Here is a 13,304-nt window from a genome sequence, read left to right as displayed (position 1 = left end):
GCTGTCGCCGTCAGTGCCTGCCCTTGTGCCGCTTCCCGCTCGGCCGGGCACCCGGTCGCGGTGCACTCGCCTCGCCGCGCCGCGGTCCACGCGCCGCACTCGCGCCCGCCGTCACCGGCGCACGCACGCCCACGTCGGCGCGCTTGTCGTGCACCTTCTTGGTGTGCGCGGCCACCGGCCCCCAACGTTCCTTGATCGAGACCAGCACCGGGACGGCGAAGAACACCGAGGAGTAGGCGCCGACGATCATGCCGACCATCTGCACCAGCGCGAGGTCTTTCAACGTACCGACACCGAGCAGCCACACCGCGATCACCAACATGCCGATGATCGGCAGGATGCCGATGACGGTGGTGCTGATCGAGCGCATCAGAGTCTGGTTGGCCGCGAGGTTGGCCTGTTCGGCGTAAGTGCGTTTGTGCAGGTGCAATACACCTCTGGTGTTCTCTTCGACCTTGTCGAACACCACGACGTTGTCATAGAGCGCGAAACCGAGAATCGTGAGCAGACCGATCACCGCGGCCGGCGTCACCTCGAACCCGACCAGCGAATAGATGCCCGCGGTGACGATCAGGTTGAAGAACAGCGACACGATCGCCGCGATCGACATGTCCCGTTCGAATCGGATCGCGATGTAGATCATCGTCAGCACGACGAACACCAGCAGCGCGATCAGGGCCTTCTGGGTGATCTGCCCGCCCCAGGTTTCGCTGATGTCGGCGATGCTGATGGCATCGCGGCTGACCGCGCCGGAGGAATCCTTGGGCTGGAACGCCTCGACCAGCGCGGTGGTGACCTGGCCGACCTCCTCGGCCTCGAGGGTCTCCGAGCGCAGCTGGATCGTCGCGGCGGCACCGGAACCGACGCGCTGCACCGACACCGGCTCGTGGCCGAGCGCTTCGGCGTAGACATCCTCCACCTGCTGGGTGGTCATCTGGTCGGTGGCGGGGATCTGGATGCGCGAGCCACCGGTGAAGTCGATGCCCAGGGTGAAGCCGCGCACCGCGATGCTGAGCAACGAGATCAGCAGGAAGATCGCGGCGAGCGAGTAGAACAGCTTGCGCCTGCTGACGATCGGGAAGCCACCGGTACCGGTGTAGAGCCGCTCCAAGAAGCTGTAGTGCGGCGCCGGGCCGGAACCGGATTTGTCGAGTGTCACCGGGGCGCCGGTGGGATTGGCATTGGTCATCGTGACATCTCCTTCGGCCGGCCCTGGCCCGCGCCGCGTTCCCTGGCGATCTGCTGTACGACGCCCAGACCGTTCACCGACGGCTTGGCCCAGAACGGGGAGCGCGCGGCGAGCATCATCAGCGGTGCGGTGACCAGGTAGAGCACGATCACGTCGAGGACGGTGGTGACACCGAGAGTGAAGGCGAAGCCCTTCACCTGACCGGCGGCGAGCACGTACAGCACCACCGCGGCGATCAGGCTGACCGTCTTACCGGACAGGTTGGTGCGCTGTGCCCTGGCCCAGCCGCGCGGCACGGCCGAACGGAAGCTGCGGCCCTCGCGCATCTCGTCCTTGATGCGCTCGAAGAACACCACGAACGAGTCGGCGGTCAGACCGATACCGATGATCAGACCGGCGATACCGGCCAGGTCGAGGGTGAACCCGATCCAGCGCCCGAGCAGCACGATGATGCCGTAGACGGCGAACCCGGCGACAACCAGCGAGAACCCGGCGAGCAGGCCGAGCAGCCGGTAGACCAGCAGGCAGTACATCAGCACCGCGACCAGGCCGATCGCGCCCGCGAGCAGACCGGCCTTGAGCGAGGACAAGCCGAGCGTGGCCGAGACCGTCTCGGCTTCGGAGGTCTGGAACGACAGCGGCAACGAGCCGTACTTGAGTGTGTTGGCCAGTTCGGTCGCGCTGTCGGCGGTGAAGCTGCCCGAGATCGAGGTGCTGCCACCGAGCTGCGGACCCTGCTGCACCTGCGGTGCGCTGACCACCTGCGAGTCGAGTACGAACGCGACCCGCTTGTTCAGGTACTCACCGGTGAGCTTGCCCCACTCGTCGGCACCCGCGGACTTGAACTCGAGGTTCACCTCGTGCCGGGCCTGCTGGGCGTTGAAGCCGGAGGTGGCGTCGGCGATCTCCTGGCCGTCGATGCGGCTGGGGCCGAGCAGGAACACCTCGGTGCCGTCCTGCGAGCAGGTGACCAGCGGCAAAGCCGGGTCGTCGTTACCGGTCAGCGGGTCGGGCACGGTGCAGTCCATGCTCGCCATCGCGGCCTGCTGCACGGCCGGATCGGTGCTCTGCCGCAGTTCCTTGGCCTCGGCGATCTCCTTGGCCTGCTGTTCCTGGAAGGTGGGCTCACCACCCGGCGGCGGGGTGGGGGTCGGCGGTGCCTGCGCGGGGAACACTCGCGACTGCGGTGCCGGGGTGACCGGCTCGGCGGGAGCCGCCGGGTCGGCTGCCGGAGCGTTCGGATCGACCGGCGCGTTCGGATCGACCGGCACGTTCGGATCGACCGGGGCGTTCGGAGCGACCGGGGCGTTCGGATCGACCGGCGCGTTCGGATCCACCGGGGCCGGGGATCGCGGTGTTCCACCTTGTTCCGGCGGCGCGGCCCCACCGACCTGCGGCGGGGTGGCGGCCAGCACCGGCCGGATATAGAGCTTGGCGGTGGTGGCCAGGGCGCGCGCCTGCTGGCTGTCCTCGCCGGGCACCGTGATGACGAGGTTGTCGCCGTCGATGACGACCTCGGAGCCGGAGACGCCGAGACCGTTGACACGCTTCTCGATGATCTGTTGCGCCTGTTTCAGGCTCTCCTGGCTGGGCTGGGTGCCGTCGGGGGTACGCGCGGTCAACGTGACGCGGGTACCGCCCTGCAGGTCGATGCCGAGCTTGGCCGACGGGGAATGGTCACCGGTGAAGAACACCAGCGCGTAGATCACGGCCAGCAGCGCGGCGTAGACGCCGAGCAACCGGAACGGATGCGCCGATCCTTGGGAAGGTGGCACAGCAGGTCATCTCCTAGGCGGAAGTCGAGGCTGGATCGGGTGGGCACAACCGTGCCCGACCGGTGCGCGGCGAGGGCGCCCGCACCGGTTCGAGAAGGACTGCTCAGTCCTTGGTCAGCCGGGTCTCGGTCTGCTCGGCGGCTTCCTCGACGGGGGCGTCGGCGGCCACGGCGGCGGTCTGCTCGGCGGTGGTCTCCTCGACGCGCACCTCACGGATGGCCTGTCGCAGCCAGGTGGTGATGACGTCCTCGGCGATCTCCAGGTCGACGGTGGAATCGTCGAGGTCGACGACGGTGCCGTACAGGCCCGATGTGGTGATCACCGCGTCACCGACCTGCAGGCTCTCCTGCATCGTCGAGACCTTCTCGGCCTCCCGCTTCTGTTTGCGGATACCGAAGAACATCGGCACGAGCAGGGCCAGGATCAGCAGCGGAAACAGGAAGTCCATCGTCGAAGTCAGTCCCTAGTCAGTGGTGGACGTGCAAGTACGCCTGACAGTCTGCCAGTTCCCCGCCGTACCGACACACCGGACACCACCGCGCACGCGGAAACCGGGCGGCCAGGCCCTCAGGCGGTGCGGCCGTAGGTGTAGTCGTCGAGGGGGAAGGTGACCGCCTCGCGATGGGCGTTGGTGGTGCTGGTCGGGCGCAGCAGGGCCGCTTCGCCGTGCTGGTTGAAGTAGTAGCTGCGCGCGGTGGCGCAGTCGCCGCCGTAGAACACCGAGGAGCCCAGCTTGGCGGTGACGCGGTCGAGGAACTCGGCGTTGGCGCGTTCGGTGACCTCGAAGGTGTGTTCGCCGCGGCGCAACATCTCGGTGAACAGCCTGCCCATGTGCTTCATCTGGGCCTCGATGGTGGTGAAGTAGGACAGCCCGCTGTAGGAGTACGGGCTGTTGAGGCTCAGGAAGTTCGGGAACTTGGGCACGGTGATGCCCTCGTAGGCCTGGAATCGGTTGTCGCGCCAGAACTTTCCGAGATCCACCCCGTCGCGTCCGATGATCTCGATGGCCGGGAAGTTCACGTCCCACAGGTTGAAGCCGGTGGCCAGCAGCAGGGTGTCGATCTCGGTCTTGTGACCGTCGGCGGTGACGATGCCGTCGGGTTCGACGTGGTCGATGGGGTTGGTCTCGAGGTGCACGTGCGGCTGGTTGAACGTCTTGAAGTAGGTGTTGGAGAAGGTGGGCCGCTTGCAGCCGAAGTCGTAGTGCGGGGTGAGCTTCGCCCGGGTCTCGGGGTCGCGTACCTGGGCGTACAGGTGGGCCCTGGCCAGCGCGGCGGCCGCGGAGTTCACCGGCTTGGCCTGCGCGTAGTGCAGCACGCCCACCACCATCAGCGCCTCGAGCATGCCGGTGTTCACCAGCCGCGCGGCCTTCTGGGTGAGCGGCACCTTGGCGAACAGCCCGCGCACCACACCGGGGATGGGGGCGTCGACCTTGGGCACCACCCAGATGGGGGTGCGCTGGAACACCGTCAGTTCGGCGACCCGCTCGGCCACCTCTGGCACCAGTTGCACGGCGGTGGCGCCGGTACCGATGACGGCGGCCCGGCGGTCGGTGAGGTCGTAGTCGTCGTCCCAGGCGGTGGTGTGGATGATCTTGCCCGCGAAGGATTCGATCCCGGGGAACGGCGGGGTGTAGGGCTGGGAAAGGAAGCCGGTGGCGGTGAGCAGGTAACGCGCGGTGAGGGTCTCCCCACCGGCGACGGTGACCACCCACTGCTCGTTGCCGGCGTCCCAGCGCGCGCCCTCGACGACGGTTCCGAAGCGCATCCGCCTGCGCAGGTCGTATTTGACCGCGACGTGCTCGGCGTACTTCTTCAGTTCGGCGCCGGGCGCGAACAGTCTGGACCACGACGGATTCGGTTCGAACGAGTACGAGTAGGTGACCGAGGCGATGTCGACGGCCAGACCCGGATACCTGTTCACGTGCCAGGTGCCGCCCAGGTCGTCCTCACGCTCCAGGATGACGAAATCGTGCAGTCCGAGCCGATCGAGTTCGATGCCGGCACCGATGCCGCCGAAACCCGCCCCGACCACGACCGCGTCCCATTGAGGCGCCACGTCGAACCTCCTCGCACTGCGAGCATCTCCCCGCGAGACGACAGGTCGTCCCCGGTACCTCGACAGTAACACCGCCGAAGTACCGAAGCCATGGGGCGAGAACACCCTTCGGCGGGCATCGTCGCCCACCTGCGTCACCCTGATCCGGTGGGCTGTCGGTGTACAGTCACGCGGTGCGCCGGTAGTTCATCGCCGACGTGCGCGTGGCTGCCCGATGACGAAAACCGCTGGGATGGAAGGGCAATCCTGACACAATGACCGCTGTGACGCCCGACGATGTGAGCCGCACCCACTTCGCCATGCCGACCCTGGGCCATCGCGGCTACCACGCAGACGAGGTCGACGCCTTCCTGGAACTGGTCGCGGCCACGCTGCACGGGCAAGGCGCGCTCACCGCCGACGACATCCGGCACGTCCACTTCCCCGCGCCCCGTTTCGGCGGCCGCGGCTACCAGGCCGACCAGGTCGACGACTTCCTGGACCGGGTCAGGACCGAACTCGAACACCGCCAGAAGGGCGGCTCTCCGGTCCCCGCCGCCCGGGCCGGCGATGTCGCCACCGACATGCTCTCCCCCGACGACGTGCACCGCATGCGGTTCAGCCAGTCGGCGGTGGGCAGACGCGGCTATCACGAGGAAGAGGTCGACGCGTTCTTGGACCTGGTGGCGGCGACCCTGGCCCACGACGGCCCGGGCAGTCTCACCGCCGCCGATGTGCGCGGGGTCCGCTTCACCGACACCCGGCTGGGCAGCCGCGGCTATTCCCGCGAAGAGGTCGACGCCTTCGTCGACCTGGTGATCACCGCGCTCGAGCGCAAGGTGTGACGGCGACGGCCGGGCCGGCTCAGCCCTGGATGCTGTGCAGCTCGGCTTCGCGCAGGTCGTCGGGGAAAACGTAGCGGCGGAACGCCCAGAACCGGAACGCCATCGCCAGCAGCACACCCAGGATCTGGCCGGAAACGAAGTTGGCGACCATCTGCACCATCGGATCCACGTGCGGCACCCGCAGATTCAGCGCGTACAGCGAGATCGCCTGCGGGATCATGGTGACCAGAATGCCGAGTGCGCTGACGGTGAAGAACAGGGCGGCTTCGTGGCTGCGCTGCCTGCCGCCGCGGGTGCGGAAGGACCATTCGCGGTTGAGGATGTAGGAGGCGATGGTCGCGATCAGCGCACCGAGCAGACGCGCCGTGAGCGGCTTGTCGCCGAGGACGGTCAGCTTCACCGCGTAGACGACGCCGGTGTCGATGAACCAGGTGATCGCACCGACCATCGCGAACTTCAGGAGTTCCCGGTGCTTCAGCAACAGGGAACGCAGCGGTTCGGGGAACCGCTGCACCACCGCATGGACTGCCACCGAATCGACAGTAGACGACGTCGCGGCGCTCTGCCTGCCGGGTACCGGCTGCCTCAGTCCAGCAGCTCGACACCCGGATGTGGTTCGCGCCCGCGCACTTCGATGGCGCCGATCACCAGATCCGGCGGCGGGACCAAGCCCAGATGTTCCCACGCGCCCGCGGTCGCGACCCGCCCGCGCGGGGTGCGGGCGACGAGCCCGGCCCGCACCAGGAACGGTTCGCACACCTCTTCCACGGTCGCGGCTTCCTCGCCGACGGCGACCGCCAGCGTCGACACCCCCACCGGTCCGCCGCCGAATCCGCGGACCAGGGCACCGAGGACAGCGCGGTCGAGCCGGTCGAGGCCGAGGGCGTCCACGTCGTAGACCTCGAGCGCGGCCTGCGCGATCGGATGGGTGATGATGCCGTCGGCCCTGACCTCGGCGAAGTCACGCACCCGGCGCAGCAGCCGGTTGGCGATGCGCGGGGTGCCCCGGGAGCGGCCGGCCACTTCGGCGGCGGCGGCGTGATCGAGCTCGACGCCCAGGATGCGGGCCGAGCGCAGCAGGATCCGCAGCAGTTCGGCGGGTTCGTAGAAGTCCATGTGGCCGGTGAAGCCGAAGCGGTCGCGCAGCGGCCCGGTGAGCGCGCCGGAGCGGGTGGTGGCACCGACCAGGGTGAACGGGGCGATGTCGAGCGGGATCGACGTGGCGCCGGGCCCCTTGCCGACCACCACGTCGACCCGGAAGTCCTCCATCGCCAGGTACAGCATTTCCTCGGCCGGGCGCGCCATCCGGTGGATCTCGTCGATGAACAGCACATCGCCCTCGACCAGATTGGACAGCATGGCGGCCAGGTCACCGGCGCGTTCCAGGGCCGGTCCGGAGGTGATGCGCAGGGCGGTGCCGAGTTCACCGGCGATGATCATCGCCATGCTGGTCTTGCCCAGCCCGGGCGGCCCCGAGAGCAGGACGTGGTCGGGGGTGGCGCCGCGTTGCCGGGCACCGTGCAGTACCAGGGCGAGTTGTTCGCGCACCCGGGCCTGGCCGATGAACTCGTCGAGCGAGCTGGGGCGCAGACCGGTTTCGGCTTCGCCGTCGGCGTTGAGATACCGGGCGGTGAGCGCGGATTCGTCGGTGTCGAGGGCTTCGTCGGTTTCGAAGTCGTCGTCCATGCGCTACCTGTTCTTGCCGAGCAGGCCGAGTGCGGCGCGCAGGGCCGGTGAGGTGGTGGCGGCGGGCTGGTCGGCCAGGACGGTGTCGACGGCCTGTTCGGCCTGTTTGGCGGGAAAGCCCAGGCCGATGAGCGCCTCGACGACCTGTTCACGCACCGGGGTGCGCGGCGTTTCGGCGCCGGGTGCCCCGGTGGGCACCGGCACCGCGTTCACCTTGTCGCGCAGTTCCACGACCATCCGTTCGGCACCGCGCTTGCCGATGCCGGGGACCCGGGTGAGCGCCGAAACGTTGCTCTCCGCCAGAGCTTTTCGCAGGGCTTCGGGTTCGAGCACGGCCAGCACCGCCATCGCCAGGCGGGGGCCGACGCCGGACACGGTCTGCAGCAGGCCGAACAGTTCGCGCGCTTCGGTGTCGGCGAACCCGTAGAGGGTCATCGAATCCTCGCGCACGATCATCGCGGTGTAGAGCCGTGTTTCCTGGCCGCGGGTGAGCCCGCCCAGGGTGGCCGGTGTGGCGTTGACCCGGTACCCGAGGCCCGCGGCGTCGATCACCACATGGTCGAGCGCGATCTCGAGCACCTCACCGCGTACCGACGCGATCACCCGCGCACCACCTTCCGTTGTTCGGCCAGCCGCTGTTCGTAGCGGCGACGTACCTCTTCGGCCTTCGCCTGCGCGGCCGCCATCCGGTCCAGCAGCGGCGCCCGCCAACAATGACAGATCGCCAGGGCGAGCGCATCGGCGGCATCGGCCGGTTTCGGTGCCACCTGCAGCCCCAGAATCCTGGTCACCATCGCGGTGACCTGCGCTTTGTCGGCGGTACCGTTGCCGGTGACCGCGGCTTTCACCTCACTGGGCGTATGGAAGGCCACCCTGATCCCGCGCCGGGCCGCGGCCAGCGCGATCACCCCACCGGCCTGCGCGGTCCCCATCGCGGTGCGCACGTTGTGCTGGGCGAACACCCGCTCGATCGCCACCGCCTCGGGCCGGTGCACATCCATCCATTCCTCGGCGGCATCGGCGACCGCCATCAGCCGCAACGCCAGCTCGTGCTCGGGCGGCGTGCGCACCACCCCCACATCCAGTGCGACGACCTTACGGCCGGGTCCACTGTCCACCATGCTGAGCCCGCACCGGGTGAGCCCGGGATCGACGCCCATCACCCGCACCGGCAAACCCCTTCGAAGAAAACGAACAGTTGTTCGAAGTCTAAGGCATTGCCGCGCAGGGCCCGACCAGCGACACGTCCCCCCGTCGATACGGTAACGTCCACCGAGCAGAGCGGGTCGGCTCGTCCGATCGGCGCGGGATACGACCGGCCACACGAACGCGTCCGAACCCCGGACAGCCTCCGAACCGCGACCGAGCCGCGCTCGTAACTTGCTGCCGCAGACGGAGATCGGGCACTCGCGCTGGGCTCCGAGCCGGATTCGGCAGTGCGTGTTCGGTCATGCCCACAGTGTGACACCGGCGTCCGACAGGTTCGTCAGTCAGCGAAGTCCATGCGCAGGAATTCGGTGATGCGCAGGAGTTTCGGCGGGCTGGTGACGTCGGTGGGGAGCAGGCGCGCGGCCTCGGGCTGGTCGAGCAGGCGCGGCGCGGTGAGGGCCAGGTCGGTGCCGTCGACGCGGAGGTGGGCGTGGCCGGCAGCCAAGACGTTGCGCACCCAGTCCGAGCGCGAGCCGTAGACCAGGACGAACAGGTAGCCGCCATCGACAGGATGGGCATCGAGCGGGGTGCGATAGATGGTGCCGGAGACACGACCGGTGTGGGTGAGCACCGGCCATTTCCCGCCCGTGAGTGCGCGCGGGTTGAACACGCGCTTGTTCACCTGACCCCACCACTTCGGCATCGGCATCGGATGGCCTCCTTCGTTGTGCGTGGCTTACAGCTGTAAGGCTGACTTACGCCTGTAAGATTGTCAATATGCCGCCGTCGCCGACACGCACACCGCTGAGCCGGGAACGAATACTGGACGCCGCGATCCGCGTCGCCGATCGCGGTGGCGCCGAGGCGATCACCATGCGCCGGATCGCCCAGGAACTAGGGGTGGAGGCGATGTCGCTCTACCACCACCTGCCCAACAAGGACGCGGTGCTCGACGGCGTGGTCGACACGGTGTTCGCCGCCATCGACCTGCCCAGCATCGACTCCCCCGACTGGCGCTCCGCGGTCCGGACCCGCGCGCGATCCGCTCGCGCGGTGCTCACACAGCACAGCTGGGCACTGGGGCTCATGGACTCGCGCCGCAATCCGGGGCCGTCGACATTGCGCCACCACGACGCGGTCCTCGGCGTCCTGCGCACAGCAGGGTTCTCGCTGCCCATGGCGGCGCACGCCGTGTCCCTCATCGACAGCTACATCAGCGGATACGTATTGCAAGAGGCGAGCCTGCCGGTGCGCACGGCAACCGAGCTCGAGGACGTCGCGGGCGGCATCCTCGCCCAGACCGGGACCGACCTGCCGTATCTGACCGAGATGATCGCCGAGCACGCCCTGCTACCCGGCTACGACCACACCGCCGAGTTCGACTTCGGCCTCGACCTGATCCTGGACGCACTCCAAGCCCGCCGTCGATCGGGGTAGATCCACTCGATCACCGGGCGGCGTACCTTCGGAAGAGACCCGTTTGCTCGACGCATCCGAGGCGAGGGAGAACCGCACATGGCCATACCCACCGGCGAAATCCTGCCCAACCCCGAAGGACGCGACCTCGTGATCACCCGCTCACTCGGCCTGCCGATCGAACAGGTCTGGGGCAGGCTCACCGATCCCGATCTGACCGCGGGCTGGTACGGCACCTGGCAGGGAGAACCCGGCACGGGCAACACCATCCAGGTGCAGATGCGGTTCGAAGAGGGCGAACCGTGGACCGAGATGCACATCGACGACTGCACCCCACCGCTGCACCTGGGCCTGTCCTCGGCCGACCAGATCGGGCTGTGGCGGATGGAGGTGAGCCTGCTCGACACGGGAGCGAGCACCCAGGTGCGCCTGGTCCACCACCTCACCTCGGAGTACCAACTGGCCGAGATCGAGCGGATCGGACCGGGCTGGGAGTACTACGCGGACATGTTCGTCGCCGCGTGCACCAACACCGAACGACCCGACTTCGCCGACTACTATCCGGCACTGGCCCGGCACTACCGGCAGTAGAAACGCCGACCGCCCCGGCCGACGACACGGCCGGGGCGGTACGGGCGAGGGTTATTCGTCGTCGAGTTCGGCGGCGACCTCGTCGGAGATGTCGACATTGGTGTACACGTTCTGCACATCGTCGCTGTCTTCGAGCGCGTCGACCAGCTTGAGCACCTTGCGGGCGCCCTCGGCGTCGACCGCGACCGACACCGAAGCCTGGAAACCGGACTCGGCCGAGTCGTAGTCGATGCCCGCACCCTGCAGGGCGGTCCGCACGGCGACCAGATCGCCGGGCTCGCTGATGATTTCGAACGAGTCGCCGTGGTCGTTGACATCTTCGGCGCCCGCGTCGAGCACTGTCTCGAGCACGTCGTCCTCGGACAGGCCGTTCTTCTCGAGAGTCACCACGCCCTTGCGGGCGAACAGGTAGGCCACCGAACCGGGGTCGGCCATGTTGCCACCGTTGCGGGTCATCGCGACCCGCACCTCGCCCGCGGCGCGGTTGCGGTTGTCGGTGAGGCACTCGATCAGCACGGCGACACCATTGGGGCCGTAGCCCTCGTACATGATCGTCTGCCAGTCGGCGCCGCCGGCTTCCTCGCCGCCGCCACGCTTGCGCGCACGCTCGATGTTGTCGTTGGGGACCGACGACTTCTTGGCCTTCTGAATGGCGTCGTACAGCGTCGGGTTACCCGCCGGGTCACCGCCACCGGTACGGGCCGCCACCTCGATGTTCTTGATCAGCTTGGCGAAGAGTTTGCCGCGCTTGGCGTCGATTCCCGCCTTCTTGTGCTTGGTGGTGGCCCATTTGGAGTGGCCGCTCATGCCCTACTTCCTTCAGGTCGGTTGCGCGTCTGCCCGGGCGGACAAGCTCGAACCAGCCTACTCGGGCCCACCACGGCGGTGGACGCGGGCGTTCAGCGGGCCGCGCGCACCAACCCGACGAACAGATCGTGCACCCGCAGATCCCCGGTGACCTCGGGGTGGAACGAGGTCGCCACCACATTGCCCTGCCGGGCGGCGACGATGCGCCCCTCGGCCGGACCCGAGGGCACCCGCGCCAGCACCTCGACGTCCGCGCCGACCCGCTCCGCCCAGGGCGCGCGGATGAACACCGCGCGCACAGGCGTGTCGAGGCCGGTGAAGTCGAGGTCGGTCTCGAAGGAATCGACCTGCCTGCCGAATGCGTTGCGGCGCACCGTCATATCGATGCCGGACAGGTGCTCGGCGTCGGCACGGGTGTCGAGGACCTCGCTGGCCAACAGGATCATGCCCGCACACGATCCGAACGCGGGCAGCCCGTCACGCAGGCGCGCGCGCAGCGGTTCGAGCAGCTCGAAGGCCTGCAGCAGCTTGGAGATGGCGGTCGACTCGCCGCCCGGCAACACGAGCCCGTCGACGGCGGCCAGCTCGGCCGGGCGGCGCACCAGCACCGGCGCGGCACCACAGTGCGCCAGCGCCGCCACGTGTTCGCGTACGTCACCCTGCAGCGCGAGGACACCGATGGTCGGGCGGTCGGCGGTCGAGGTTGCGTTCACAGCCGCTGAGCTTACGAGCCGCGCCGGTGTGGGCCCGCTCACGGCCTCACTTGTGCCGCGGCGTGCGGATCAGACCTTCCTGGACCACGGCGGCGACCAGGTTGCCCGCACGATCCCAGATCTTGCCGCCGGTGAGCGCGCGGCCGAACCCCGCCGAGGGCGAGGACTGGTCGTAGAGCAGCCATTCGTCGGCGCGGAACGGGCGCAGGAACCACATGGCGTGATCGAGGGAGGCGTCCTGGGTGGGTTCGCCCGGGTGGGTCACCTTCGACGAACCGAGCAGCGTCATGTCGCTCATGTAGGCCAGCGTGCAGACGTGGAACATCGGGTCGTCGGGCAGCGGGTGCCGGTACCGGAACCACACCTGCTGCGGGGAGACGGTGCCCTCGCGGCGCGCGACCTGGTCCTGGGGCACGGTGCGGATGTCCCAGTGCTCCCATTCGCGCATCGCCCACAGGCGTTCGGGGCTCATCGTGGTCGCGGCGTCGGGCAGGTCGTCGGGCGGTTCGACCACCGGCATCACGTCCTGATGTTCGGGGCCTTCGTCGCCGCGGTGGAACGAGGCCGACATCGTGAAGATCGCCTGCCCGTCCTGCAACCCGGTGACCCGGCGGGTGCAGAACGAGCGACCGTCGCGAATGCGTTCCACCAGGTACACGGTGGGTTCTTCGGGGTTGCCCGGGCGCAGGAAGTACCCGTGCAGCGAGTGCACCTGGAAGGTGGGGTCGACGGTACGCACCGCCGAGACCAGCGCCCGGCCCGCTACCTGGCCGCCGAAGGTGCGCGTGAGCTGGGATTCGGTAGCCGCGCCGCGAAAGATGTCGCGCTCCAGCCGCTCGATCTCGAGCGCCTCTTCGATTGTCGCCATGGGCTCGAGATTATCGTCTGCCCGACCGAGCGGTTTGTCCGGCTCCACGCGGGCGTCGACGGCAGCGCCGACACGAAGGCCCCGACCGGTGATCCGATCGGGGCCAGGTGCGCAGCGATCAGGCGCAGGCGACCGACTGCTGGCCCAGGTTCGTCAGCATCGTGCACGCCCACGACTTCTGGACCTTCCACACACCGTCCTCGGCCACGAACGGCACATCAACCACAT

Annotated in this window: 15 protein-coding genes; 3 read left to right on the top strand and 12 right to left on the bottom strand. The window is 68.5% G+C overall.

Going from position 1 to position 13,304, the window contains the following annotated elements; translation table 11 throughout:
* Positions 1–10 precede the first annotated feature (10 nt).
* From secF to ACFO5K_RS05565, 4 genes are all read right to left on the bottom strand, one after another.
* Positions 11–1,189 carry a protein translocase subunit SecF gene (secF, locus tag ACFO5K_RS05580; RefSeq protein WP_378556737.1) on the bottom strand — a complete coding sequence of 393 codons (1,179 nt, stop codon included), beginning with the start codon at positions 1,187–1,189 and terminating at the stop codon, positions 11–13.
* Entirely contained in the window at positions 1,186–2,964 is a 1,779-nt protein-coding gene (gene secD, locus ACFO5K_RS05575) for a protein translocase subunit SecD (protein ID WP_378556734.1), read from the bottom strand. Before secD ends, secF begins: the two co-directional genes overlap by 4 nt.
* A gap of 103 nt (positions 2,965–3,067) precedes the next feature.
* Positions 3,068–3,412: a preprotein translocase subunit YajC gene (gene yajC, locus ACFO5K_RS05570; RefSeq protein WP_378556731.1), complete on the bottom strand. Its 345-nt coding sequence runs from the start codon at positions 3,410–3,412 to the stop codon at positions 3,068–3,070.
* A 119-nt stretch (positions 3,413–3,531) separates the two neighbouring features.
* On the bottom strand, positions 3,532–5,022 hold the full coding sequence (locus ACFO5K_RS05565; RefSeq protein ID WP_378556728.1) for a flavin-containing monooxygenase: 1,491 nt from the start codon (positions 5,020–5,022) through the stop codon (positions 3,532–3,534).
* 254 nt (positions 5,023–5,276) lie between these two features.
* Here ACFO5K_RS05565 and ACFO5K_RS05560 point away from each other — a divergent pair, with 254 nt between their 5' ends.
* Positions 5,277–5,846 carry a DivIVA domain-containing protein gene (locus ACFO5K_RS05560; protein ID WP_378556725.1) on the top strand — a complete coding sequence of 190 codons (570 nt, stop codon included), beginning with the start codon at positions 5,277–5,279 and terminating at the stop codon, positions 5,844–5,846.
* 19 nt (positions 5,847–5,865) lie between these two features.
* Here ACFO5K_RS05560 and ACFO5K_RS05555 read toward each other — a convergent pair whose 3' ends face one another.
* From ACFO5K_RS05555 to ACFO5K_RS05535, 5 genes are all read right to left on the bottom strand, one after another.
* Complete coding sequence (locus tag ACFO5K_RS05555; protein WP_378556722.1) at positions 5,866–6,378, bottom strand: GtrA family protein; 513 nt, start codon at positions 6,376–6,378, stop codon at positions 5,866–5,868.
* Between the two features lie 53 nt (positions 6,379–6,431).
* Positions 6,432–7,532 (bottom strand): Holliday junction branch migration DNA helicase RuvB, encoded by a 1,101-nt coding sequence (ruvB, locus tag ACFO5K_RS05550; protein ID WP_378556719.1) that lies wholly within the window; start codon positions 7,530–7,532, stop codon positions 6,432–6,434.
* Positions 7,533–7,535: 3 nt separating this feature from the next.
* Positions 7,536–8,135 carry a Holliday junction branch migration protein RuvA gene (gene ruvA, locus ACFO5K_RS05545; protein WP_378556716.1) on the bottom strand — a complete coding sequence of 200 codons (600 nt, stop codon included), beginning with the start codon at positions 8,133–8,135 and terminating at the stop codon, positions 7,536–7,538.
* Positions 8,132–8,701, bottom strand: a complete 570-nt coding sequence (gene ruvC / locus ACFO5K_RS05540; RefSeq protein ID WP_378556713.1) for a crossover junction endodeoxyribonuclease RuvC — start codon at positions 8,699–8,701, stop codon at positions 8,132–8,134. Before ruvC ends, ruvA begins: the two co-directional genes overlap by 4 nt.
* A gap of 317 nt (positions 8,702–9,018) precedes the next feature.
* Positions 9,019–9,390 carry a nitroreductase family deazaflavin-dependent oxidoreductase gene (locus ACFO5K_RS05535; protein ID WP_378556710.1) on the bottom strand — a complete coding sequence of 124 codons (372 nt, stop codon included), beginning with the start codon at positions 9,388–9,390 and terminating at the stop codon, positions 9,019–9,021.
* 68 nt (positions 9,391–9,458) lie between these two features.
* On the opposite strand from ACFO5K_RS05535, the gene ACFO5K_RS05530 reads away from it, so the two are divergent.
* Both ACFO5K_RS05530 and ACFO5K_RS05525 read left to right on the top strand, forming a co-directional pair.
* Complete coding sequence (locus ACFO5K_RS05530; RefSeq protein ID WP_378556707.1) at positions 9,459–10,118, top strand: TetR/AcrR family transcriptional regulator; 660 nt, start codon at positions 9,459–9,461, stop codon at positions 10,116–10,118.
* Between the two features lie 78 nt (positions 10,119–10,196).
* Positions 10,197–10,688 carry an SRPBCC domain-containing protein gene (locus tag ACFO5K_RS05525; RefSeq protein WP_378556704.1) on the top strand — a complete coding sequence of 164 codons (492 nt, stop codon included), beginning with the start codon at positions 10,197–10,199 and terminating at the stop codon, positions 10,686–10,688.
* A gap of 51 nt (positions 10,689–10,739) precedes the next feature.
* On the opposite strand, the gene ACFO5K_RS05520 is transcribed toward ACFO5K_RS05525, so the two are convergent.
* The 3 genes from ACFO5K_RS05520 to ACFO5K_RS05510 all read right to left on the bottom strand — a co-directional run bounded on the left by ACFO5K_RS05520 (position 10,740) and on the right by ACFO5K_RS05510 (position 13,076).
* Positions 10,740–11,495, bottom strand: a complete 756-nt coding sequence (locus tag ACFO5K_RS05520) for a YebC/PmpR family DNA-binding transcriptional regulator (RefSeq protein WP_378556702.1) — start codon at positions 11,493–11,495, stop codon at positions 10,740–10,742.
* Positions 11,496–11,587: 92 nt separating this feature from the next.
* Positions 11,588–12,208: a pyridoxal 5'-phosphate synthase glutaminase subunit PdxT gene (gene pdxT / locus ACFO5K_RS05515; RefSeq protein ID WP_378556700.1), complete on the bottom strand. Its 621-nt coding sequence runs from the start codon at positions 12,206–12,208 to the stop codon at positions 11,588–11,590.
* A gap of 46 nt (positions 12,209–12,254) precedes the next feature.
* Positions 12,255–13,076 (bottom strand): acyl-CoA thioesterase, encoded by an 822-nt coding sequence (locus tag ACFO5K_RS05510; RefSeq protein WP_378556698.1) that lies wholly within the window; start codon positions 13,074–13,076, stop codon positions 12,255–12,257.
* Positions 13,077–13,304: the final 228 nt, after the last annotated feature.

The sequence above is a fragment of the Nocardia halotolerans genome (assembly GCF_042650145.1).
Classification (GTDB): domain Bacteria; phylum Actinomycetota; class Actinomycetes; order Mycobacteriales; family Mycobacteriaceae; genus Nocardia; species Nocardia halotolerans.
This window is presented reverse-complemented; position numbering and strand designations above follow the sequence as displayed.